Below are 22,139 nucleotides of genomic sequence, written 5' to 3' on the forward strand. Positions count from 1 at the left end.
TTCACCCCTGCCCGTGGCCGAAGGTGCGCAGGCGGTGCGACAGGCGGCCGGGCTGCCCGTCGGCCGCCGACGGCGCGGGCCGCGCGGGGGCGGCGTGCGCCACCGGGGCGGCTCCCTGCTGCTCCGGCTGCTGCACGGTGATCTCGATGGTCCCGATGTGCACCTGCGGGGCCCGGGCCGGCCGCGAGGCGTCGCGCGACAGGTCCGCCGGCGGCACGACCCGCAACGGCGCCACGACGGCGGACGCGGGCGAGGCCAGGTCCTCCGGCACGGGCCGAGCCGTGGCTCGGGCGGCCGGAGCGAACGGTGCGCCCGGCTCGCGGCTCCCCCGCGCGGGCGCCGAGCGCGTGACCAGCCGGTCGATCGCGCGCTCCACCTGCTCGGCCACCTGCGGCTGGAGGCCGGGGCGACGCCGGCTCGGCCGCCCGGACCGGTCGGCCGACGTCGCCGGGGAGTGCGGTGGCGTGGCGTCCTGTGCGGCAGCCGGTTCGGGCACGACGGACGGCTGCCCGTCCGCCGCCTGCCGCCCGTCGTCGAGGTCCCGGCGGGCCGGGGCGGCGGCGTCGGGCACGAGGCGGAGGCCCGGCGCGGACCTCCGGGGCCCTGGGACGGGACCGGACTGCGGGACGTCGCCTCGCGACGCCTCGGGCCCGGCCTGCTCGGTGGGACCTGCCATGCGCGACCCGGCCGGGAGCGAGGCGCGGGACCGCCCCGGACGGGTGCCGGGCTCCGGCGGCTCCGGAGGCACCAGCCGCACGGGCGGCCTGCCCTCGGGCCCGGCCGGACCCGGCCGCCCCGGCGTGGCCACCGGGCGCCACGCGATCTGCCGGGGCGCCCTCGCGGCGCGCCTCTGCCCGGCCACCCCGACGAGCCGGGCGAGGTAGCCCGCGGACGCACGGCGCTCAGCCAACTGCCACCTCCGCGAGCTCCGTGACGTCGCCGGTGATGATCTCGGCGAACCGGCGACGCCGGGCCGTGGGCAGGCGCAGGATCTCGTCCGCGGCCCACCCGTACGCGGACGCGATGACGTGGGTGTCGCCGTAGACCGTGGCCGCCAGGAAGCGCAGCTCGCTCAGGCACAGCTCGCGCGCGTCGACGTCGAGCAGCACCTCGCGGTCGCACTCGAGGCACGACCCCGCGACGTCGGCCCGGAGGGTGGGGCCCAGCGTGGCCATGGCGTGCTCAGCGCTGCGGGCCCGGGTGACCGGTCCCCGCCAGCAGCGGGCGAGCAGCTCGGCGCGCGGCGCGGACGCGGCGGCGGCGGCGAGGACGTCGTCCACCGTCGGCACGCGGACGTCGCCGCCCGGGAGGCGCCACCAGCCCGGCTCGCCGTCGACCGCCCGGGCGCCGCGCGGCACCCGCGGGCGGTGGTGGTCGGCGTATGCGGCCAGGCTGAACGACACGTCCAGCGCCGCTCCGCAGTGCGCGCACGTCCCCTCGGCGACGAGGGTGTCGCCCCGGGTCTCCCGGCGGTGGGCCACGACGACGAGGTCGAGGTCGCCGACCGGGAGAGTGCCCGGGTCGACCGGCTCGCCGTCGGCCTCCACGACGACGCGCGCCACGTAGGCGCGCGCCCCCGCGAGACCCGGCGGGCACTCGGCGAGGACGAGGTCGTCCTCGCCCGTCGTCGCGCGCCACCGGACCCGCCGGCCGCCGACCGGGAGCCGGAGCATCAGAACTCCTTGGGCTCGGACAGCGAGAGGTCGTGCTCCCAGCCCTCGTTCTCCAGCTTGATGTGCTCGATGGCGACCGCGTTGGTGCCGGCGTCCAGGTCGGGCAGGGCCTGGTACTCCGACACCCAGGCGCGGTGCACCAGGTAGCGGTGGACAGGCTGGCCCTGCTCGTTGAGGAGCTCGATCCGGATCTCCTTGCGCAGCTTGTCGAGCGACGAGCCCGGCGAGCCCTTGTCGAGCACCTGGGCCGCGTTGGCCCACTGCTCGAACGTGTCGTCGTGCGTGACCCCGCGCTCGAGGGTGATCGGCTCGTACTTCGTGCGGCCCAGCCCCTTGCGGATGATGGCGTTCCCGCCCTCCTTGTACTCCACGACGTCCGACGAGCGCTTGATCGAGCTCACCTTGCTGACGCCCGCGACGGGCGACGTGCTCGTGTCGAAGAAGACGAGGAAGCGGTAGCTCTTGTACGGGTCGAACCGCGAGACGTTGACGCTGAACGGCTTCGGCATCGGTCGGCTCCTAGCTCTGGCTCTGGCCGGCGAGCTGCGCGATCTTGATGATCACGAACTCGGCGGGCTTGAGCGGGGCGAACGCGACGACGATGTTGACGATGCCGTTCGCCACGTCGTCGGGCGTGGTGGTGGTGGCGTCGCAGCTCACCTGGAAGGCCTGGCTCGGCGTGGTGCCCTGGAAGGCGCCCTGGTTGAACAGGCCGAGCATGAAGTTGTCGATCGTCGTCCGGATCGACACCCACAGCGGCGTGTCGTTGGGCTCGAACACGACCCAGCCGAGGCTGGCGACGAGCGACTGCTCCAGGAAGAGCGTCGTGCGCCGGACGGGCACGTACCGGTGCTGCTGCAGCGCGGTGTTCGCGGAGACCAGCGTGCGGGCGCCGAAGACGATCGTGCCGATCCCCGGCATGGTGCGCAGGCAGTTGACGCCGAGGGGGTTGAGGGTGCCCTGGCGCTGGTCGGTCATGCGGCCGGTCGGCACCACCCCCACGGTGTTCTGCACGACGGCCTCGAAGCCCGCCGGAGCCTTCCACACCCCGCGGTTGGTGTCCTCGCGGGCGATCACGCCGGCCACGAAGCCCGACGGCGCGACCGTCACCGGAGCGCCTGTCGCCGGGTCGGGCGCCCGGAGGTACGGGAAGTAGACGGCGCCGTTCTCGCTCTTCGGGATGATCCGGTTCGAGACGGTGCCCGCCATGATCTCCCCGATCAGGGGCAGCGGGTCGCCGGTGTGGTCCGCGACGGCGTCGGCCGGCGGGTCCACGATCGAGAAGGCGCGCTTGCGCTCGGCGACGGCCAGCGCACCGCTGACGACCGCCGGGTCCCAGATGCCCGGGGTGAGGAGCAGGTTGAAGACCGCGATCTTGTCGAGGGCCTTGTCCTCCTCGAAGGCGTCCGTGAAGTCACCCGGGTAGTAGGTGGTGAACGGCGCCGCGGGCATCGGCTGGGCGAGCGGGGTGGGCCCGAGCGCGGCCGGCCAGGCGGTCGGCGTGCCGGCGACCGCCACGGTGACCAGCGACGAGACCGGGCCCGAGGCCGTGCCGACGCGCTTCTCCGGGCCGTTGGCGGGATCGGTCCACGACACGGCGCGGAAGGTCTCCGACCGGCCGGAGTACGCGACGGTGACGTCGGCGACGGCGCCGGAGTCCTTGAGGTTGGTCACCGAGACGGTCAGCGGGTGGGCGGCGTCCACTGGCTCGCGGCCTGTGAACGTGATGCCTGTGGCGGCGCTGCCGATCAGGAGGGTCGGCGGCGTGACCGCCGTCGTGGGGCCGGCGCCGAGCGGGTGGAACTGCGGCTCGAGCGCCACGATCCAGGCCACCGCGCCACCGTTGGCGAAGAACTGGAACACGGCCTGGCCGACGTCGTCGGCCAGCCAGTCGACCCGGAACAGGCCGCCGAACTCGCGCTCGTAGTCGGCGAAGCTGAAGATCTGCACGGCCGCGCCGTAGTGCTGCGGCTTGGTGCGGAACGGGTGGGTGTACCCGACCAGCACGGTGACCGAGGTCGGCGCCGCGGTGATCGTGCGGGAGTTGCTGAGGATCTCCTCGACGTAGATCCCGGGGTAGGTGGGTGTGATCGGCATGACCGCTCCTTCGCAGATCAGGCGGTGTAGAGCAGCCCGTCGGCGGTGAGCCCGGGGGCCCCGCCGGTGAGCGTGACGGATCCGGGCTTCGGCAGCCCGGCGCCCGAGGGCGGGGCGCTGACCCCGACGACGTAGGCGGCGCGCGGGGGCAGGGTGAGGTCGGCGAGCGAGAAGGGCGCGTCGGCGGAGGCCTCCTTCGACGAGTCGTAGGTGATCTCGACGGTGAAGGTGTCGTCCTCGACGGTGACCTGCGCCGTCAGGCCGTCCGCGCCCGTGTAGTCGGCGGCCGGCACGAGCGTGAAGAGCGCCTTGTCGTCCTTGTCGACGACCTTGAGCCCCGTGTCGTCGAGCTTGGCCTTCTTCTGCGTGCCCGCCTTGGGCAGGGCGGCGGACGCGTCGACCGAGCTGCTCTTCACCACCACGAGGCCGGTGCCCCGGGGCGGGTCGCCGGGGGCGACCGGGTCCTTCTCCACGCCGATCGCCTGGGCCGCGGCCTTGGCCGTGGCCAGGCCCGCGTAGGTGTTCGTCTGTACGACGGCGAGGTGGAGGTCGGCCTCCAGCGGCGGGTCGTCGCTGACGGTGACCGTCGCGGTGATGCCGTTGCCCTCCGGTCCGGCGTGCTTCGCGGACACCAGCAGCGCCGGCTGCGGCGCCGGGACCGGCGGGGACGAGATCTCGCCGCCGGCCAGCCGCGCCGTGGCGACCTCCAGCAGCGTGGCGATCTCCGACGGCTCGAGCTGAGCCGCCCAGCCGGACTTGACGGCGAGGGCCGAGCCGTCGATCTGGAGGGCCGACAGCGGCACGAACCGCTGGCTGCCCTGCGCGTCGGTGAAGCTGATCGGGGAAGACCCGATCACGTCTGTCGCGGTCATCGCTCGCGCTCCGATCCTGTCGTGGGAACCGACTGCAGGAGCGTCGCCGGTGCGGTGTCACGCGAGCGTCACCGCCGCGTCACCGGGGTCTGCGAGGTAAGTCACAGCCCGCCCCTGTCACGAACGGGGTGCCTCGACCGGTCTTGTAGGTATGAAGACCACCGAACGGCGCATCTCCACGTCAGTGCTCGTCATCGGCACCGGGGGCTCCGGCCTGCGGGCCGCGATCGAGCTCGCCGAGCAGGGCGTCGACGTCCTGGCCCTGGGCAAGCGTCCCCGGATGGACGCCCACACCTCTCTCGCCGCGGGCGGCATCAACGCCGCGCTGGGCACCATGGACGAGGCGGACACCTGGCAGCAGCATGCCGCCGACACCATCAAGGAGAGCTACTTCCTCGCGAACCCCCACACCGTCGAGATCGTCGCCCGCGGCGCCGCGCAGGGGATCGCCGACCTGGAGCGGTACGGGACGGCCTTCGCCCGGGAGGACGACGGGCGCATCTCCCAGCGGTTCTTCGGCGCCCACACCTACCGCCGCACCGCGTTCGCCGGTGACTACACCGGGCTCGAGATCCAGCGGGCGCTGGTCGACCGGGCCGCCCGCCTGGACGTCCCGATCCTCGACTCCGTGTACGTCACGAGGATCCTCGTCCGCGACGGCGCGGTGTTCGGCGCGTACGGCTTCGACCTCACCGACGGCACGCGGTACCTGATCCACGCCGACGCCGTGATCCTCGCCGCCGGAGGACACAACCGCATCTGGCGGCGCACGTCCTCGCGCCGCGACGAGAACACCGGCGACTCCTTCCGCCTCGCCGTCGAGGCCGGCGCCCGGCTGCGCGACCCGGAGCTCGTCCAGTTCCACCCCTCCGGGATCCTCGAGCCGGAGAACGCCGCGGGAACCCTGATCTCCGAGGCGGCCCGTGGCGAAGGGGGCCTCCTCCGCAACGCGCTCGGCGAGCGCTTCATGGAGCGGTACGACCCGGAGCGCATGGAGCTCTCCACGCGGGACCGGGTGGCGCTGGCCGCGTACACGGAGATCAAGGAGGGACGCGGAACGGCGAAGGGCGGCGTCTGGCTCGACGTCTCACACCTGCCGCGCGAGACGATCATGAGCCGCCTGCCGCGGGTCTACCAGACCATGCTCGAGCTGCAGATGCGCGACATCACCGCCGAGCCGATCGAGATCGCCCCCACGGCGCACTACTCGATGGGCGGGGTCTGGGTCCGGCCCGAGGACCACAGCACCGAGGTGGACGGCCTGTACGCGATCGGCGAGGCGTCCAGCGGCCTGCACGGCGCGAACCGGCTGGGCGGCAACTCCCTCGTGGAGCTGCTGGTGTTCGGCCGCATCGTCGGGCGGGCGGCTGCGGCGTACTCGGCCGGCCTGGAGTCCCAGCGCCGGTCGCACGACGCCGAGGACCGGGCCCGCGCCGAGGTCACCGACCTCCTCGCCGCCGACGGGCCCGAGAACGTCCGGACCCTGCAGCGGGCGGTCCGCGACACCATGACCGAGCACGCCGGCGTGGTCCGGGACGAGGCGGGACTGACGACGGGCCTGGCGGAGCTGGACGAGATCGCCGGGCGGGCGGAGCACGTCGGGGTGCACCCCGACCTCGCCGGGTTCCAGGACCTCGCGCACGCGTTCGACCTGAAGTCGTCGCTGATCGCGGCCCGGGCCACGCTCGAGGCCGCAGTCGAGCGGCGCGAGACCCGCGGGTGCCACAACCGGTCCGACTTCCCCCACCTCGACCCCGAGCTGCAGGTGAACCTCGTCTGGTCCCCGGCCGGCGGGGTGGTCCGCGAGCCGATCCCGCCGGTGTCCCGGGAGATCGCCGCGCTGATCCAGGAGGTCTCGACCGTCGGCAAGCTCGCGGAGTGACCCACCGGCGTGACCACAGTCACGTCACGTTTGGGCGTTCTAGGACGTCTTTATAGGTAAGACCACATAGGTCCGACCACAGGAGGTAGCAATGCGACGCATTCTCATCATCGGCGGCGGCTACGCAGGCTTCTACACGGCGTGGCGGCTGGAGAAGCGGCTCCGCCGAGGCGAGGCCGAGGTCACGCTCGTGGACCCCCGCGGGTACATGACCTACCAGCCCTTCCTGCCCGAGCTCACGGCCGGTTCCGTCGAGGCCCGTCACGTGGCGGTGTCCCTGCGGTCCCACCTGCGGCGCACGCGGATCGTCACGGCGCACGCGACCGCGATCGACCACGCGCACAGGACCGTCACCGTCCGCACCCCTGACGGCCGCTCGCGCCCGATCACGTACGACACGATCGTCGTCACCGCCGGCGCCGTCACCCGGACGTTCCCCATCCCGGGCCTGTCCGACGAGGCGATCGGCCTCAAGAACGTCGAGGAGGCCGTCGCGATCCGCGACCGCCTGCTCCTCTCCTTCGACCACGCGTCAGCGCTCCCGCCGGGCCCGGAGCGGGCCAAACTGCTCACTGTCACGGTGGTCGGCGGCGGCTTCACCGGGGTCGAGACCTTCGGCGAGCTCCTCAGCCTGGCCACGAGCCTGCTGCGCTCGTACCCGGAGATCTCCTTCCCGGAGCTGTCCTTCCACCTCGTCGAGGCGACCGACCGCGTGCTCCCCGAGGTCACGGACGGCCCGGGGCGCTGGGTCGTGCGCCACCTCGAGGAGCGCGGAGCGCACGTCCACCTCGGCACCCAGGTCGTGTCGGCGGAGCAGGGCCACGTCGTCCTGTCCACCGGCGAGTCCTTCGCGACCGGGCTGCTCGTCTGGGCGGCGGGCCTCGGCACCAACCCCGTCGTCGCCTCCCACACCGACCTGCCGGTCGACGAGCGAGGCCTGGTCCAGGTCCGGGCGGACCTCCGGGTCGGCACGGACGACGAGCCCGTCCCCGACGCCTGGGCCGCGGGCGACAACGCCGCGGTCCCCGACCTGGCGTCGCCCGTCCCCGGCACCTACACCGTGCCGAACGCGCAGCACGCCGTCCGGCAGGGCAAGCTCCTCGCCGCCAACCTGGTCGCCGACCTGCGCGGCAAGAAGGTACGGCCCTACAAGCACCACAGCCTCGGCACCATCGCCACCCTCGGGATGTGGCACGGCGTGTTCCAGTCCGGCCCCCTCGTCATCAAGGGCCCGCTGGCCTGGCTGATCCACCGCGGCTACCACGTGCTGGCCGTCCCCACGTGGGAGCGCAAGGTCCGGGTCCTGCTGGTCTGGGCGGCGGCCGTGCTCTTCGGCCGCGACATCGTCGCCCTGCCCACGGTCCAGCGCCCACGGGAGGCGTTCCTCGCGGGAGGCGACCCCGACGTGCTCAACCCGGCCGCGGGGGCCGACGTCGGGCAGGAGCTGGTCGGAGCGAACGATGACCGGTGAGCGGCGGGTCCACCTGCACTGGACGCACCTGTTCGGCGTGGTCTCGTTCGCCTGCCTGCTCGTCCTGGCGGTGACCGGGATCCTGCTGGCGCTCACCTACACGCCCTCCAACGAGACCGTCACCTACGACGGGAGCTACGCCCCGCTCGTCGGGACGGAGGTGAGCCGGGCGTTCGCGTCGACGATGGAGATCTCCCTCGAGCAACGCGGCGGCCTGCTGATCCGGCAGACGCACCACTGGGCGGCGATCGTGCTGCCGGCGTCGGTCATCCTGCAGATCCTGACGATGTTCTTCAGCGGCGGCTTCCGCGGGCCGCGGCGGCTGAGCTGGGTGCTGCTGATCGGCGTCTTCCTGCTGACCCTCCTGGCCGGCTGGAGCGGCTACGCGCTGCCCGACGACATGCTCTCCGGCACGGGCGTGCGCATCGTCGAGGGCGTGCTCCTGGGCATCCCGGTGGTGGGCACCACCCTGGTCACCTGGATGTTCGGGGGCAGGTTCCCCGGCGAGATCGTCGAGAACCTGTACCCGGTCCACTCGGTCGTGGCCCCGGCGCTGATCGCGGTGCTGCTGGTGGCGCGCGCCGCCCTCGGCCGGAAGCACCCGGCTCCGGCGCCCGCGCCGACCGTGCGCCCCACCCTGGGCCTGCGCCTCTGGCCCGACGCCGCGCTGCGCGCCGCCGGCCTGACCTTCATCACGGCGGCGGTGCTCGTGCTCCTCGGGGCGACGACGACGATCAGCCCGATCTGGTCCTACGGCCCCACGTCCGGGGGCGACGTGGGGGCCGGGAGCCAGCCCGACTGGTACATGGGCTTCCTCGACGGCGCCCTGCGCCTGGTGCCACTCGGCTGGGAGGCGGAGTGGTTCGGCTGGACCTGGACGTTCGCGATCCTCGCGCCGCTGGCGGTGGTGGCCGGCTACTTCCTCGCGGTCGTCGCGTACCCGTACGTCGAGTCGTGGGTGACGCAGGACGTCTCGGCACCGCGCGTCCTGGACCGGCCCCGGAACGTCCCGACGCGCACCGGCATCGGCGTCGCGGGCATCGTGTTCTACGGCGTGCTCTGGGGCACGGCGAGCGCCGACGTGGTCTCGACGGAGTTCCGCGTGAGCTTCGAGTCGCTGATCACCGCGCTGCAGGTGGCCCTCGTCGTGGGCCCGCCCCTGGCGTTCGAGGTGACCCGCCGCGTGTGCGTGGGCCTGCAGCGCAAGGACCGGGAGATCGCCGCGCACGGGCACGAGACCGGGCGGGTCGTGCGGCTCACGAACGGCGGGTACGTCGAGGTGCACGAACCTGCGTCGCCGGCGGAGAGGGCGGTCCTGGAGGTCAGGGCGGTCGGTCCGCGCCCGGCCCGCCGGGCCGACGACGGCCGCGTGCCCCCGCGAGAGCGTTTGCGCGGCGCACTGTCGAAGGGCTTCTCAACTGGGCATGTAGCGGGAACTGGCCAAGAGAGCGTTCCCACGAAAGTAGTGACAAATGGGAGGGTTCCTACCTAACATCGCACTGTCCACTGACAGTGCGGTCAGCACAGGAGGAACCCATGACCCGTCTCCGACGTCTCCTCGGGGCGCTCGCCTCGCTGACGGTCGTGGCTGCGACGCTCGTCGCCGCCACGCCGTCCGCGACGGCCGTGCCCAGCACCATCCCGCTCACCATCACCAACGACTCCGGCCGCGCCGGGCCCGTGTACGTGTACGTGCTCGGCGAGACCGGGGGCCGCCTCGGCTGGGCGGACGCCTCGGGCACCTTCCACCCGTGGCCCACCGTCGGGGCCACGCCGGTGAACGCGCCGGACGCGGCCATCGTCGGGCCCACGAACGGCCAGTCGACGACCATCCAGCTCCCGAAGCTCTCGGGCCGCGTGTACTTCTCGTACGGCAGCAAGCTCGTCTTCAAGGTCGTCAACGACGGGCGGCTCGTCCAGCCCGCCGTCCAGAACCCGAGCGACCCCAACCGCAACATCCTCTTCAACTGGACGGAGTACACGCTCAACGACTCCGGCCTCTGGATCAACAGCACCCAGGTCGACTTCTTCTCCGCCCCCTACCAGACGGGCCTGCGCAAGGCCGACGGCACGGTCCTCAGCACCGGCATGCTCAAGCCGGACGGCTACCCCGCGGTCGTCAACGCGCTGGCCGGCACCCCCGGCTGGTCGAACCTCGCGCAGCGCGCCCCCGACGGCTCCCTCCTGCGCGTCATGTCCCCGGGCCACGGCGTCGGGACCGGGCAGATCGCCTCGAACGTCATGTCCGGGTACGTGGACCGCGTGTGGTCGAAGTACTCGACGGAGACCCTGACGGTGGCGCCCTACTCGTACGAGCCGGGCAAGCAGTTCTTCGGCCGCGTCCAGAACGGGGTCATGAGCTTCACCAACACGTCGGGCACGTTCGTCACGAGCTTCCCGAAGCCGTCGAGCGACTCGATCTTCGGCTGCTACCGCGACCTCCACGCGCCCAACAACGACGTCGGCGCGATCGCCCGCACGCTCTGCGCCGGCTTCAACCGCACGACGCTCCTGCTGGGCACCGTGCACCCCGGCACCAACACGTCGAACTTCTACCAGGACGCCACCACGAACTACTACGCGAAGTACGTCCACCAGCAGATGGCGAACGGCAAGGCCTACGCGTTCGCGTTCGACGACGTGATGGCGCAGGAGTCCCTGGTCCACGACGGCAACCCCACCGCCGCGTACATCAAGCTCGACCCGTTCTCGGGCACCGCGACCCCGATCTCGGGGTCCGGTGGGGGCGGCGGGGCGTCGCTGCCCCAGGGCACCGGGCCGGTCCGCGCGTCCAACGGGATGTGCGTGGACGTCCCCTGGGCCGACCCCTTCGACGGCAACCCGCTGCAGATCGTGAGCTGCAGCGGCAACGCCGCCCAGACGTGGACCCGCACCGGGACCACCCTCTGGGCGCTCGGCAAGTGCATGGACGTCTCCGGGGGCTCCACCGCGGACGGCGCCGCCGTCCAGCTCTGGACCTGCAACTCCACGGGGGCGCAGAGCTGGACCTACCAGGCGAGCACGCAGGCCCTCGTGAACCCGCAGTCGGGCAAGTGCCTGGCCGCGGTGGGCGGCACCCCGCTGCGCGACGGCCAGCGGCTCGAGATCCGCACGTGCAACGGCGCGGCCCAGCAGCGCTGGACGTTCTGAGCGGCTGACGCGCGCGACCCCGCCGGGTCGGTCGGTTGTCGCCGGGTCGGTCGATAGATCGACCGACCCGGCGACAACCGACCGACGCGGCGTCGAGATCCCGGCCGGGCGAGCCGGCGACGAGCGGCGCAGGATGGCATGCGAGGGGGCCACCCGTAGACGACCCAGGAGGACCGGATGACGCACCATGGCACCAAGAAGCGCGGCGGGCTCAAGAAGCTCATCAGCCTCGTGACGATCGCCCTGACGGTGGCGGCGCTCGTCAAGGAGCTGCGCACCCCGTCCGGCGAGCGCACCTGGAACGGGAAGGTCGCGAACGTGGTCCCCTACGACTTCCGCATGCCGACCCTGGCCCGCGCCCGCGAGCGCCTGTGGAACCCCGACGCCGAGCACGTCGTCGGACCGAGGGTCTTCGGGGTGGGGTGGGCCGTCAACGCCGGCAAGGTGGCGGCCGTGGCCAAGGAGAAGGCCGGCCTCGGGTCCGCTCGCTAGGCCTGCGGTCCGCCGGCTGGCTGCGGGCCGCTCGCTAGCTGCGAGCCCGGTCCGTCTCCGCGTACGCCGCCCGGGCGGCCTCGACCTCGGCGACCGTCCCCTCCAGGAGGTCCGCCAGGGTCCGCAGGCGCTCGGCGACCCGCTCGCCGAGCGGGGTGAGGGTGTACTCCACGCGCGGCGGGATGGTGGTGACCACCTCGCGCACCACCATGCCGTCACGCTCGAGGGACTGGAGCGTCTGCGACAGCATCTTCTCGCTCACGCCGTCCACGCGGCGGCGCAGGGCGTTGAAGCGGTAGCGGCCCTCACCAAGGGCCAGCAGCGCGAGCGACGACCACTTCGAGGTGACATCCTCGAACGCAGCGCGAGACGTGCACCCGCGCGCGAAGACGTCGGTCACCAGGGCCTGGTCGGGCTCCTGGTCGCTGGTCGTCATCGTCCCAGGATAGCGCGACCCCTTGGGAATGGATTGTGCTGTGGATTCGTTAGTGCTCACCGCCAGTAACTGCCCGATCCAAGGAGAAGCGCCATGCCCACCTACGCCGTCACCGGAGCGACCGGCCACCTCGGCCATCGCGTGGTCGAGGAGCTCCTGACCCGCGGGGTCCCCGCGTCCGACGTCGTCGCCGTCGTCCGGACGCCCAGCAAGGCCGCCGACCTCGCGGCCCGCGGCGTCGTCGTCCGCGAGGGCGACTACTCCCGCCCCGAGACCCTGCCCGCGGCGCTCGCCGGGGTGGACCGCCTGCTCCTGGTCTCGGGCAACGAGCCGGGCCAGCGCGTCGCCCAGCACAGCGCCGTGATCGACGCCGCGCAGGCCGCCGGCGTGGGTCGCATCGCCTACACCAGCATCCTCAACGCCGACCACACGTCGAACCCGCTCGCCGGGGAGCACCAGGGCACCGAGCAGGCGGTGCGCGCGTCGGGCCTCCCGTTCACCCTCCTGCGCAACGGCTGGTACACCGAGAACTACACCGGGCAGCTCGACCAGTACCTGCAGCGCGGCGAGGTCGTGGGCGCCACGGACGGCGGCAAGGTCTCGGCCGCCCCGCGTGCCGACTACGCGGTGGCCGCGGCCGCGGCCCTCCTCTCCGACGACGGGGACGAGGTGGTGTACGAGCTCGGCGGCCCGGCGTTCGGCTTCGACGAGCTCGCCGCCACCGTCAGCGAGGTCACGGGCACCACGGTGACCCACCGCGACCTCTCCGTCGACGACTACGCGGCCGAGCTCCAGCAGGCCGGTCTCGACGCCGGCACCGCGGGCTTCGTCGCCGCGCTGGACGGCTCGATCGCCGCCGGGGACCTCGAGACCGGCAGCGAGGACCTGGCCCGCCTCCTGGGCCGGCCGGCCACCCCGCTCGCGGACGCGGTCCGCGCGGCCCGCGCCTGACGTCCGGGCCCCACGCTGTGAGCACTGCGACCAGGTAGTTGTTCCCCGTCTGAGCGTCAGACGGGGAGCAGCTACCTGGTCGGCACCGGTAGGGGAACAGCTACCTGGTCACTGCGGCCGAGACAGCCCAGCCGTCCGCACGGCGAGCGCGACCAGCCCGACCGCCGCGAGCGCCACCACCGCCGCGGCCGGTCCGGGCACGGCGGAGACGCCCACGGTCCCCACGAGCGCCGACCCCAGCGCCGCGCCCACCGCGATCCCGCCGTTGAACAGCACGGGGATCAGCGCCCCGGCAAAGCTCCGGCGCTCCGGCCCGGCGATCCGCATGATGAGCGTCTGCGCCAGCGGCGGCAGCCCGCCCGACGCCACGCCCCACGCCACGACCACCGCCAGACCCGTCACCGCTCCCCCGTCGGCCGCCAGCCCCAGCACGGCCAGCGCGGTCGCGGCGACGCTCACCACGAGCGCGACGGTGGTGCGCTCCCCGAACCGCCCGGCCAGAGCGACTCCCACGGCGGACGCCAGCCCGAACAGCAGCAGCACCGAGCCGGTCCCGCCCGGCAGGACCCCGGCGGCGTCCTCGGTCAGGCGGGTGATGTAGGTGTACGCGCCGTAGTGGCCCACCAGGACGAGGGCCACGAGCCCGGTCACGCCCAGCAGCAGCCCGGGGACCCGCTGCCCGACGGCGGTGGGGCCGGGTTCCGTCGTCGGCCCGCCCGGGGTGCGGGGCGCCGGGGCGACCACCACCGGGACCGCGAGCGCCGCGACCAGGCTGAGCGCGGCGAGCAGGCCGAAGGCGGCGCGCCACCCGGCCGCGTCGGCCACGAGTCGGGCGGCGGGCGTGCCGACGACCATGCCGAGGGTGGCACCGCCGAGCACGACCGACACGGCGCGGCCGAGCAGGCGGTCGGGGACGAGGTCGGCGAGGTGGGAGTTGACCGTGGCCCACAGCAGGCCGACGGCGGCCGCGCCGAGCAGTCGCGCGCCGATCACGACGGGGTAGGTGGGCGCCACGGCTGTGAGGGCCGCGGACAGCGCGCCCACCGCCATGGCGACGGCGATCACCGTGCGGCGGTCCCACCGGCGTGCGAGCCGGACCAGCGGGAAGCTGGCGACGACGACGATCCCGGCCCAGAGCGAGACGAGCAGGCCGGTGCTCGACTCGGCCACGCCGAGCCCGGCGCTCATGGGACCGAGCACGGCCGTGGGGAGCATCTCCGCGGTCACCATGAGGAGGGTGGTGGCGCCCAGCACCAGCAGGGACGGCCACGGGAGCGTCTGCGGCGGGGTGGAGAGGTCGGCGGTGGGGACGCCGTCGGGCTGCGTCGTGAGGTCGTGTGTCTCCATGCCGGCGACGCTAGACGTTGACACTGATGTCAATGTCAAGCCGGCACCAGCCGGGGTCTCGTTTCCCTGGCGGGGCCGGATCACGGCGAAGACTTTCCCAGCCTGCCAGACATGACTACCCTTTCGACCGGAATGTCACGGAGGATCGTCTCGGACGAAAGCAGGGGGCTCGTGAAGGTTGCCATCGTCGGCGCTGGGTTCGCAGGACTCGCCACGCTCAAGACCTTGCGGGAGCTCGGTCACGACGTGACCGTGTTCGAGAAGGCGCCCGACGTCGGCGGCGTCTGGAGCAGCACCCGGCGCTATACGGGCCTCACGACGCAGAACAACAAGGACTCGTACACCTTCAGCGACCTGCGCATGCCGCGCGACTACCCGGAGTGGCCCACCGGCGAGCAGGTGCAGGCCTACATGGAGACGTACGTCGAGATGTTCGGCCTGGCGCCGAGCATCCGGCTGTCGACCGAGGTGGTGCGGGCCGAGCTCACCGACGCGGAGGACGCCTGGCTCATCACGGCCCGGCCCGCCGGCGGCGCCGTCGGACCGGCCGAGTCGTTCGACCACCTCGTCGTCGCGAACGGCATCTTCTCCGACCCCATGTACCCGCGCTACGAGGGCTACCCGGACCTGGTCCGGGCGGGCGGCAAGCTCATCGCGCCGTCGCAGCTCAACGACCTCGAGTCGGCACGCGGCAAGAACGTCCTCGTCGTCGGCTACGGCAAGTCCGCGTGCGACATCGCCACGGCGCTGGGCCCGATCGCGGCGACCACCCGGGTCGTGGCCCGCAACCTGCTCTGGAAGATGCCGCAGCGGATCGGCGGTTTCCTGAACTTCAAGTACCTGCTGCTGACCCGGCTCGGCGAGGGCCTGTTCAAGTACGACCAGCCCGTCGGGATCGAGAAGTTCCTGCACGGCAAGGGCAGCTTCGTCACCCGTGGGATGGTCGCGACGGTCGCCGGGGTGACGACGCGGCAGCTCCGCCTGCGCGCGCTCGGCCTCCTCCCCCACGGCGAGTTCACCGACATCGCGCGCCACACCGTCTCGCTCGCGACCACGGGCTTCTTCGAGCAGGTCGCGACGGGCGCCATCACCGTGCACCGCGACGCGGTGATCGAGCGCTTCGTCACCGAGGACGGCAAGCCCTTCGCCGAGCTGTCCGACGGCAGCCGCGTCGCGGCCGACCTCGTCGTCTGCGGCACCGGCTGGCACCAGCGGGTGGGCTTCTTCGACGACAAGCTCCAGCGGCGCCTGCACGACGACGAGGGCAACTTCGAGCTGTGGCGGCAGATCCTGCCGCACGACGTGCCCCACCTGACCTTCGCCGGGTACAACTCGTCGTACTTCAGCCCTCTCAGTGCCGAGGCCGGCGCCCTGTGGATCGGCGCCTACCTCGCGGGCAAGGTCACACTGCCTCCCGTCGAGGACCGGCGGCGGCAGGTCGCCGGGCGCCTCGTCTGGAGCGAGAAGCGCACCGAGGGGCGGCACGCCCGCGGCACGTGCGTCATCCCGTTCTCGATGCACAACATCGACGAGACGCTCGACGACGTCGGCGTGAACGTGGGGCCGGCGACCAAGGTCAAGCAGTGGCTGCTGCCGGTGGACCCCACGGCCTACCAGGGCATGGTCGGCCGGTTCAGGGCGAAGGCGTCCAGCTGACCGGCAGCCGGGCCGGGTAGCTCGCCCAGGGCGAGCTACGGAGCTCGACGTCCTTCGCGTCGACCGCCAGGGTCAGGCCGGGAAGGCGGTGCAGCACCCGCTCCACCACCACCCTGCCGATCAGGCTGCCCGTGCGCTGGGCAGGGCACCCGTGCAGCCCGGCTCCCCACATCAGCGGGAAGCGGCCGCTCGTCACGAGCGGCTCGTCCGGGGTGCCGCCGACCTCGTGGTCCGTCCCCGCTCCCAGCACGGACGGCACGACGGCGTCGCCCGCCGCGATGTGCCGGCCCCCCAGCTCCGTGCTCTCGCGGGCGTAGCGCGGCTGAAGGTTGGCCAGCGGTGGCCGCACCCGCGCCGCCTCCTCGAGGGCGTCCGCGACGTCGAGCCGCCCGCCGTGCACCCGGCCGGCGAAGTGCGGGTCGGTCAGGAGACGGTGCAAGGTCGAGGTGATCCACGCGATCTCGGCGTCGTGCGCGATGTCGAACGCGAGGACCACGGCGGCCTGGACCTCGAAGTCGTTGGTGTGGTGAGGATGCTGCACGAGGGCGGTCGTGAGGTCGTCGCCGGGCTCCGCCGCGCGGGCCGCCACGTGCTCGATGAGGAGCAGGAGCTGGTCGGCTGCAGCGGCCCGGCCCTCGTCGAAGGGCCGGTGCTTCGCGTCGACCAGCTCGTGCATGCGCTGGGCGTCCACGAGGCTCAGCCCGAAGAGCTCCCCCAGGATCATCACCGTGACGGGGACGGCGAAGTCGTCCACCAGGTCCGCCGTCCCGTGCCGCGCGACCTGGTCGAGCACCGCGTCGACCGTGACGGCGACCGTCCGCGCGAGCACCGCCTCGTCCAGGGCTCCGAGGGCGTCGTCGAGCGCCTCGCGCAGGCGGCGCTGCTCCGCGCCGTCCAGGTGGTGCGCGTTCTCCTGCGGGGCCAGCCTGGACAGCAGCGGCGACCCGGGCGTGAGGCGACGTTCGGTGAGGTACCGCCAGGACCGGGAGCTCCGGGAGAAGACCTGCTCGTTGCGCAGGACCGTCAGGATCTCGCGGTGGTCCAGCACCAGCCACGCGGGGACCCCGGGCTCCAGGTCGACGGGGGCCACCGGGCCCCAGATCGCCCGCAGCTTGTCGAGCATCTCCTGCGGGTCGTCCGCACCCGTGAGGCCGGTCAGCGACACCCGGTCGGGGATGTCCTCCAACCTCTCGCGGTACGTGCTCGCCACCTGGGAGTCGCTCCTTGTCGAGATGTTCGGCAGGCCCGGCGCCAAGGCTGCCACACCGGCGCGACCATCACGAGAGACTACGCCGACAGGTGCCCCGGGCTCCACCACGTAGCCGTGAAGGCTACCGACATTTCCGCAGGTGAGCGCGCCGGGGAGAGGCGTCCTACTCTGGACGGTGACAGCTCGGCCGACGAAGGATCCGCCATGACCGCCTGGACCCACGAGGAGCTCACCCGGATCGGGCGCGCCGACGAGCTGCGGGTCGCTTCCCACCGTCCCGACGGCACGCTCCGGCCGGCCGTCACGATCTGGACCGTCCGCGTCGGCGACGACGTCTACGTCCGCTCCGCCTACGGCCGCGACAACGGCTGGTTCCGGCGCGCCCTGGCCAGCGGCACGGGCCACGTCCAGGCGGGCGGCGTCTCGAAGGACGTCGTCTTCGAGGAGCCGGAGGAGGACGTCCACGCCGCGGTCGACGCCGCCTACCACGCCAAGTACGACCGCTACGGGCCGGCCATCGTCGGAACGGTGACCGGCCCGCACGCGGTCGGCGAGACCCTCCGCGTCACTCCCCGGGACTGACCGGCACCGCTCAGTGCCAGTCGCTGATCTGGACGTCGTGCGGCGCCGGCTCGCCCGCGCCCGTCTCCAGGAGCGACTTGAGGCTCATCAGGAACGTCGCCCACTTGGTGCTGCAGTGGTGCATGAACTCCACGGGCTCCCGCCAGCCCCGGTGGGCGAACAGGATGATCGTGAACTCGCCCTCGGTCCGCAGGTCCCACTCCACCTGGGTCCCGATCCACTCCTCCGGGCCGCCCACCACCTCCCAGAGCACCCGCTCGGACGGCTGAGCCTCGAGCACCTTCATGTCGAAGCCGCCGCCCTCGGGGACGCCGGCGAAGCGGAACTCGAGCACGCCGCCCGGCGACCCGTCGCCGTGGGTGTCCACGGTCCACCAGCCCGTCAACCCCTCGACCGTGGTCAGCGCTCCGTAGACGGAGTCCTTCGGTGCCGTGATGCCCACGCGGTGCAGGATGTCGACCATCGTTCTCCCCTTGCGTCTGTGCGCAGCGCCGCGTCCGGACGCTATCGCAACCATTTGGTTGCACACGAACGTAGCACCGCGACTCGAGCGACGCAACCGTTGGTTGCGCGTGTGGCTCCACGCCGCCGAGGTAGCCTCCGAAACGTGACGACGCCCCGTGCCATGCTCGCGACCCTGTGCGCCACGGTCCTGATCAGCTACGGGGTCGTCTACTACGCCTTCACGGTCCTGGCGCCCCGGATCGCCGCCGACACGGGCTGGGGCCTGACGGCGGTCACCGCCGCCTTCTCCGTGGGCAGCGTCACCGGCGCCCTCGCGGGGGTCCCGGTCGGTCGCATGATCCAGCGGCACGGTCCCCGGTGGGTCATGACCCTGGGCAGCGTCCTCGCGTCGGCCGCGATCGCAGCGGTCGCGACCGCTCCGTCGTACCCCGTCTTCCTCGCCGCCTGGATCCTCGCCGGGCTCTCCACCACCGGGGTCTACTACGCGCCCGCCTTCGCGGCCCTGACCCAGTGGTACGGCGACCGCAGCATCCAGGCGATCACCGCGCTCACCCTCGTCGCCGGGTTCTCCTCCACGGTGTTCGCGCCGCTCACCGACGCACTGGCCGCCCGCCTCGAATGGCGCGGCACCTACCTCGTCCTCGCCGCCCTGCTCCTGGTCTCCACGGCGCCCGCGCACGCGGCCGTCCTCCGGCTCCCCTGGCCGACGGCGGACCGGGCACCCTCCGCGCGCCGGGCCGCCCGGGCTCTCGACCGGGAGATCGCGACCAGTCGCACCTTCGTCCTCCTCACGACGGCGGCCACGCTGACCTCCCTGGTGGTGTACGCAGCCCTGATCAACCTCGTCCCGCTCCTCATCGAGCGAGGTCTGAGCAGCGCCATCGCCGCCTGGGCGCTCGGGATCGGCGGCGTGGGCCAGGTCGCCGGACGGCTCTTCTACCCGGCGCTGGCCCGCCGGCTCGGGCCGCAGACCCGGATGGCCGCCGTCGTCGTCACGCTCGCGGTCACCCTCGTCGCCTTCGCGCACGTGCCCGGGACCGCCGCCCTCGTGGTCCTCGTGGCGCTCGGGCACGGCGCAGCCAAGGGGCTCTTCACGCTCGTCGGCGCAACCCTCGTCAGCGACCTCTGGGGTCCCAGCCGGTACGCGGCGCTCAACGGCGTCTATCACGCACCCGTCTCCGCGGCGGCCGCGCTCGCCCCCGCCCTCGGAGCCGCCGCCGCGAGCCTGATCGGCTTCCCCGCGCTCTTCACGGCGCTCGCGGTCCTGGCGCTCGTGGCCGCCGGGCTCACGCTGGCCGCACCGACGCCCACGGAGTAGAAGGCAAGGCGGGTCAGTACGTCATTCGCATCAGGTCGCGGACGTCGTCGAGCGTGCACGTCGCGATCTCGTCGGCGCGGGCGTTGCCGCGCGCGAGGATGGCACGCAGGTACTCGGGCCCCTGGGCGGCGGCCTCGGCCCGGCGGGCGCGCAGGGGACGCAGGCCTTCGACGAGGGCCTCGGTGACGACCCGCTTCAGCCGCCCTGCCCCGGCGGCGCCGACGGACTCGGCCAGCGCCTCCGGCGTCGTCCCCACGAAGTGGGCACCGATCGTGAGGAGGTTCGCGATCTCGGGACGGCGGTCGGGCTCGTAGGTGATGTGGCGCTCGGAGTCGGTCTTCGCCCGCTTCACGAACGCGACGGTCTCGTCCTCGCCCGCCCGGATCTCCAGGGCGTTGCCCGCGGACTTGGACATCTTGGCGCCGTCGTTCCCCAGGATCGTCGGGGTGGGCACGACGAGCGCGTCCGGCTCGGGGAAGTACGGGCGGCCCGCCGCGTACCGGTTGTTGAACCGGCGCGCGACCGTCCGCGTGATCTCCAGGTGCGGCAGCTGGTCCTGGCCCACCGGGACAAGGTTGGCCTGACAGAACAGGATGTCGGCAGCCTGGTGCACGGGGTAGGTGAACATCAGCCCCGACATGCCCGTGCGCCCGCGCCGCTCCGCAGCGGCAGTCTCGGCCTTGACCGTCGGGTTGCGCTCCAGCTCGGCCACGGTCACCAGGGACAGGAAAGGCAGCAGCAGCTGGTTCAGCGCCGGGACCGCCGAGTGCGTGAAGATCGTGGTCACCTCGGGGTCGATCCCGGCGGCGAGGTAGTCGAGCAGGACCTCGCGGACCACCGCGGGCAGGTCGCCGGCCACGTCCCGGTCGGTGATGACCTGGTAGTCGGCCACGACGAGGAAGATCTCGACCCCGAGCGCCTGGAGACGCACGCGGTTGTCGAGCGTCGCGATGAGGTGGCCCAGGTGCAGGGCACCGGTGGGCCGCTCCCCGGTCAGGACCCGGAACCGCGACGGGTCGACGGCGATCTGCCGCTCCAGCACAGCGGAGCGTTCTCGTGCCGCGCGGACGGACTCGGTCGAGCGTCCGCCGTCGAGGGAGGTGGCGGTGGTGGTGCTGGCGGTGGCCTGGGTCATGGGGGTTCTCCTCGGTGGTCGGACCTGCCGGTCACCGAGGACGACCCTGAAACGCAGAAGTCCCGGGCTGCGGCAGGCAGCTCGGGACAGCGCGACGGGCGCGACGAGTCATGGCTGCGAGGGCAGCCACCACCAGTTACGCCGGAGAGTCATGGCTGTGAGCATACCCGCGAGAGCGCCTGGTCGGCGCTCACGTGAGGGCCGGCACCCGGCCCAGGGTCGCGACGATCCGGTGCACGGCCTCTCGCCCCGCACGGTTCGCACCGATCGTGGACGACGACGGCCCGTACCCGATCAGGTGCAGCCGCGGCTCCCCCGCCACCTGGGTGCCGTCCATCGTGATCCCGCCGCCGTGGCCCCGCAGGCCCATGGGGCGCAGGTGGTCCAGGGCGGCACGGAAGCCCGTGGCCCAGAGGATGACGTCGGCGGGCTGGGACGAACCGTCCACCAGCCGCACGCCGTCGGGCTCGATCCGCGTGAACATCGGGTGGCGGTCCAGGACGCCGCGGGCCGCGGCAGCGCGCAGGGACGGCGTCCAGATCAGTCCCGTCACCGACACGACGCTCTGCGGCGGCAGCCCCTGCCGCACCCGCTCCTCGACGAGGGCGACGGCGCGGCGGCCCGCGTCGGGGTCGAACTCGTCGTCCCGCCACACGGGCTCGCGACGGGTGAACCACGTGGTGGTCGTGACGTGCGAGATCTCCTCCAGCAACTGCACGGCCGAGATGCCGCCGCCCACCACGACCACGTGCTTGCCCGCGAAGTCCTCCGCGCGCCCGTAGCCCGCGGTGTGCAGCTGGATCCCCCGGAACGTCTCCTGACCGGGGTAGCGCGGCCAGAACGGCTTGGTCCACGTGCCGGTCGCGTTGATCACGGCGCGCGCCGAGAACGTGCCACGGTCCGTCTCGACCAGGAGCGGCCCCGCGGGATCGTCGTCGGCCCGGCTCACGGAGGTCACGCGGACCGGGCGACGCACGCCCAGGCCGACCGTGCGCTCGTAGTCGGCGAAGTAGCGCGGGAGCGCCTCGGCGCTGGGCTCCGCGGGGTCGACGGCGGGCTGCGCCATGCCGGGCAGGTCGTGGATGCCGTTCACCGTCGCCATGCGGAGCGAGCGCCAGCGGTGCCGCCAGGCGCCGCCGGGACCGTCCTCGGCGTCGAGGACCACGTAGGTGGGGGCGCTCGGCCCGTCGCCCGGGGCGCCCGGCCCGTCGCCCGCGGGCACGAAGCCGCGCCGCTGCAGGTGGTACCCCGCCGAGAGCCCGGCCTGACCGGCGCCGACGACGACGACGTCGGCCGAGGTGACAGGCTCGGGCCTCGCGCCAGGTGTGGTCATGGAAGGTGCAACGCCGCCACGCGGCCCACGCCTTCCGGCCCCCCGGGGTGGCGTGGGTCACCCCCTCCC

General features: G+C 73.1%; 20 protein-coding genes. 9 read left to right on the top strand and 11 right to left on the bottom strand.

The genetic code is table 11. From position 1 onward, the window contains the following. Position 1 precedes the first annotated feature (1 nt). Genes D1350_RS11070 through D1350_RS11090 form a run of 5 tightly spaced genes read right to left on the bottom strand, consistent with a single transcriptional unit; the run spans position 2 to position 4,642 of the window. Positions 2 to 910, bottom strand: coding sequence for a hypothetical protein (locus D1350_RS11070; RefSeq protein ID WP_125776055.1), 909 nt, complete (start codon positions 908 to 910; stop codon positions 2 to 4). After that, the gene (locus tag D1350_RS11075) at positions 903 to 1,673 is read right to left on the bottom strand and encodes a hypothetical protein (RefSeq protein WP_125776056.1); all 771 of its coding nucleotides are present in this window, start codon (positions 1,671 to 1,673) and stop codon (positions 903 to 905) included. The genes D1350_RS11070 and D1350_RS11075 overlap by 8 nt, the downstream gene beginning before the upstream one ends. After that, entirely contained in the window at positions 1,673 to 2,182 is a 510-nt protein-coding gene (locus tag D1350_RS11080; protein WP_125776057.1) for a phage tail protein, read from the bottom strand. Before D1350_RS11080 ends, D1350_RS11075 begins: the two co-directional genes overlap by 1 nt. Before the next feature lie 10 nt (positions 2,183 to 2,192). Then, positions 2,193 to 3,770, bottom strand: coding sequence for a phage tail sheath subtilisin-like domain-containing protein (locus tag D1350_RS11085; protein ID WP_125776058.1), 1,578 nt, complete (start codon positions 3,768 to 3,770; stop codon positions 2,193 to 2,195). A gap of 17 nt (positions 3,771 to 3,787) precedes the next feature. Continuing rightward, entirely contained in the window at positions 3,788 to 4,642 is an 855-nt protein-coding gene (locus D1350_RS11090; RefSeq protein WP_125776059.1) for a hypothetical protein, read from the bottom strand. Between the two features lie 151 nt (positions 4,643 to 4,793). Here D1350_RS11090 and D1350_RS11095 point away from each other — a divergent pair, with 151 nt between their 5' ends. The 5 genes from D1350_RS11095 to D1350_RS11115 all read left to right on the top strand — a co-directional run bounded on the left by D1350_RS11095 (position 4,794) and on the right by D1350_RS11115 (position 11,637). Then, entirely contained in the window at positions 4,794 to 6,524 is a 1,731-nt protein-coding gene (locus D1350_RS11095; RefSeq protein ID WP_125776060.1) for an FAD-dependent oxidoreductase, read from the top strand. Positions 6,525 to 6,615: 91 nt separating this feature from the next. After that, positions 6,616 to 7,995 carry an NAD(P)/FAD-dependent oxidoreductase gene (locus D1350_RS11100; protein ID WP_125776061.1) on the top strand — a complete coding sequence of 460 codons (1,380 nt, stop codon included), beginning with the start codon at positions 6,616 to 6,618 and terminating at the stop codon, positions 7,993 to 7,995. Continuing rightward, positions 7,985 to 9,487 (top strand): cytochrome b, encoded by a 1,503-nt coding sequence (locus tag D1350_RS11105; RefSeq protein ID WP_125776062.1) that lies wholly within the window; start codon positions 7,985 to 7,987, stop codon positions 9,485 to 9,487. The genes D1350_RS11100 and D1350_RS11105 overlap by 11 nt, the downstream gene beginning before the upstream one ends. Positions 9,488 to 9,531: 44 nt before the next feature. Continuing rightward, a complete protein-coding gene (locus D1350_RS11110; RefSeq protein WP_125776063.1) occupies positions 9,532 to 11,145 on the top strand; it encodes a glycoside hydrolase family 64 protein in 1,614 nt (537 codons plus the stop codon). Between the two features lie 177 nt (positions 11,146 to 11,322). Next, complete coding sequence (locus tag D1350_RS11115) at positions 11,323 to 11,637, top strand: hypothetical protein (RefSeq protein WP_125776064.1); 315 nt, start codon at positions 11,323 to 11,325, stop codon at positions 11,635 to 11,637. 34 nt (positions 11,638 to 11,671) lie between these two features. Here D1350_RS11115 and D1350_RS11120 read toward each other — a convergent pair whose 3' ends face one another. Further along, the gene (locus tag D1350_RS11120; protein WP_125776065.1) at positions 11,672 to 12,073 is read right to left on the bottom strand and encodes a winged helix-turn-helix transcriptional regulator; all 402 of its coding nucleotides are present in this window, start codon (positions 12,071 to 12,073) and stop codon (positions 11,672 to 11,674) included. 93 nt (positions 12,074 to 12,166) lie between these two features. Between D1350_RS11120 and D1350_RS11125 the strand changes: the two genes are divergently transcribed. Beyond that, positions 12,167 to 13,024, top strand: a complete 858-nt coding sequence (locus tag D1350_RS11125; RefSeq protein WP_125776066.1) for an SDR family oxidoreductase — start codon at positions 12,167 to 12,169, stop codon at positions 13,022 to 13,024. A gap of 108 nt (positions 13,025 to 13,132) precedes the next feature. Here the strand turns inward: D1350_RS11125 and D1350_RS11130 are convergent, their stop codons facing one another. Then, on the bottom strand, positions 13,133 to 14,371 hold the full coding sequence (locus D1350_RS11130) for an MFS transporter (protein WP_125776067.1): 1,239 nt from the start codon (positions 14,369 to 14,371) through the stop codon (positions 13,133 to 13,135). A gap of 171 nt (positions 14,372 to 14,542) precedes the next feature. Between D1350_RS11130 and D1350_RS11135 the strand changes: the two genes are divergently transcribed. Then, entirely contained in the window at positions 14,543 to 16,027 is a 1,485-nt protein-coding gene (locus D1350_RS11135) for a flavin-containing monooxygenase (protein WP_125776068.1), read from the top strand. Here D1350_RS11135 and D1350_RS23700 read toward each other — a convergent pair. Next, positions 16,005 to 17,237: a cytochrome P450 gene (locus D1350_RS23700; RefSeq protein WP_164545132.1), complete on the bottom strand. Its 1,233-nt coding sequence runs from the start codon at positions 17,235 to 17,237 to the stop codon at positions 16,005 to 16,007. The two genes, D1350_RS11135 and D1350_RS23700, sit on opposite strands and share 23 nt — an antisense overlap. Before the next feature lie 204 nt (positions 17,238 to 17,441). On the opposite strand from D1350_RS23700, the gene D1350_RS11145 reads away from it, so the two are divergent. Continuing rightward, positions 17,442 to 17,819: a DUF2255 family protein gene (locus D1350_RS11145; RefSeq protein ID WP_125776069.1), complete on the top strand. Its 378-nt coding sequence runs from the start codon at positions 17,442 to 17,444 to the stop codon at positions 17,817 to 17,819. A 10-nt stretch (positions 17,820 to 17,829) separates the two neighbouring features. Here D1350_RS11145 and D1350_RS11150 read toward each other — a convergent pair whose 3' ends face one another. After that, positions 17,830 to 18,282, bottom strand: a complete 453-nt coding sequence (locus D1350_RS11150) for an SRPBCC family protein (RefSeq protein WP_125776070.1) — start codon at positions 18,280 to 18,282, stop codon at positions 17,830 to 17,832. Positions 18,283 to 18,426: 144 nt separating this feature from the next. Here D1350_RS11150 and D1350_RS11155 point away from each other — a divergent pair, with 144 nt between their 5' ends. Continuing rightward, positions 18,427 to 19,602, top strand: coding sequence for an MFS transporter (locus D1350_RS11155; RefSeq protein ID WP_206074498.1), 1,176 nt, complete (start codon positions 18,427 to 18,429; stop codon positions 19,600 to 19,602). A gap of 13 nt (positions 19,603 to 19,615) precedes the next feature. On the opposite strand, the gene trpS is transcribed toward D1350_RS11155, so the two are convergent. Continuing rightward, positions 19,616 to 20,737: a tryptophan--tRNA ligase gene (gene trpS / locus D1350_RS11160; protein WP_125776071.1), complete on the bottom strand. Its 1,122-nt coding sequence runs from the start codon at positions 20,735 to 20,737 to the stop codon at positions 19,616 to 19,618. A gap of 190 nt (positions 20,738 to 20,927) precedes the next feature. Further along, on the bottom strand, positions 20,928 to 22,070 hold the full coding sequence (locus D1350_RS11165; RefSeq protein ID WP_125776072.1) for an NAD(P)-binding domain-containing protein: 1,143 nt from the start codon (positions 22,068 to 22,070) through the stop codon (positions 20,928 to 20,930). Positions 22,071 to 22,139 lie beyond the last annotated feature (69 nt).

Source organism: Antribacter gilvus (assembly GCF_003946865.1).
Lineage (GTDB): Bacteria > Actinomycetota > Actinomycetes > Actinomycetales > Cellulomonadaceae > Antribacter > Antribacter gilvus.

What these genes read in the sequence shown, in the direction of transcription:
- D1350_RS11075 (WP_125776056.1), bottom strand. Translation starts at nt 1,673, where the DNA reads ATGCTCCGGCTCCCGGTCGGCGGCCGGCGGGTCCGGTGGCGCGCGACG.
- D1350_RS11080 (WP_125776057.1), bottom strand. Translation starts at nt 2,182, where the DNA reads ATGCCGAAGCCGTTCAGCGTCAACGTCTCGCGGTTCGACCCGTACAAG.
- D1350_RS11085 (WP_125776058.1), bottom strand. Translation starts at nt 3,770, where the DNA reads ATGCCGATCACACCCACCTACCCCGGGATCTACGTCGAGGAGATCCTC.
- D1350_RS11090 (WP_125776059.1), bottom strand. Translation starts at nt 4,642, where the DNA reads ATGACCGCGACAGACGTGATCGGGTCTTCCCCGATCAGCTTCACCGAC.
- D1350_RS11095 (WP_125776060.1), top strand. Translation starts at nt 4,794, where the DNA reads ATGAAGACCACCGAACGGCGCATCTCCACGTCAGTGCTCGTCATCGGC.
- D1350_RS11100 (WP_125776061.1), top strand. Translation starts at nt 6,616, where the DNA reads ATGCGACGCATTCTCATCATCGGCGGCGGCTACGCAGGCTTCTACACG.
- D1350_RS11105 (WP_125776062.1), top strand. Translation starts at nt 7,985, where the DNA reads ATGACCGGTGAGCGGCGGGTCCACCTGCACTGGACGCACCTGTTCGGC.
- D1350_RS11110 (WP_125776063.1), top strand. Translation starts at nt 9,532, where the DNA reads ATGACCCGTCTCCGACGTCTCCTCGGGGCGCTCGCCTCGCTGACGGTC.
- D1350_RS11115 (WP_125776064.1), top strand. Translation starts at nt 11,323, where the DNA reads ATGACGCACCATGGCACCAAGAAGCGCGGCGGGCTCAAGAAGCTCATC.
- D1350_RS11120 (WP_125776065.1), bottom strand. Translation starts at nt 12,073, where the DNA reads ATGACGACCAGCGACCAGGAGCCCGACCAGGCCCTGGTGACCGACGTC.
- D1350_RS11125 (WP_125776066.1), top strand. Translation starts at nt 12,167, where the DNA reads ATGCCCACCTACGCCGTCACCGGAGCGACCGGCCACCTCGGCCATCGC.
- D1350_RS11130 (WP_125776067.1), bottom strand. Translation starts at nt 14,371, where the DNA reads ATGGAGACACACGACCTCACGACGCAGCCCGACGGCGTCCCCACCGCC.
- D1350_RS11145 (WP_125776069.1), top strand. Translation starts at nt 17,442, where the DNA reads ATGACCGCCTGGACCCACGAGGAGCTCACCCGGATCGGGCGCGCCGAC.
- D1350_RS11150 (WP_125776070.1), bottom strand. Translation starts at nt 18,282, where the DNA reads ATGGTCGACATCCTGCACCGCGTGGGCATCACGGCACCGAAGGACTCC.
- trpS (WP_125776071.1), bottom strand. Translation starts at nt 20,737, where the DNA reads ATGACCCAGGCCACCGCCAGCACCACCACCGCCACCTCCCTCGACGGC.
- D1350_RS11165 (WP_125776072.1), bottom strand. Translation starts at nt 22,070, where the DNA reads ATGACCACACCTGGCGCGAGGCCCGAGCCTGTCACCTCGGCCGACGTC.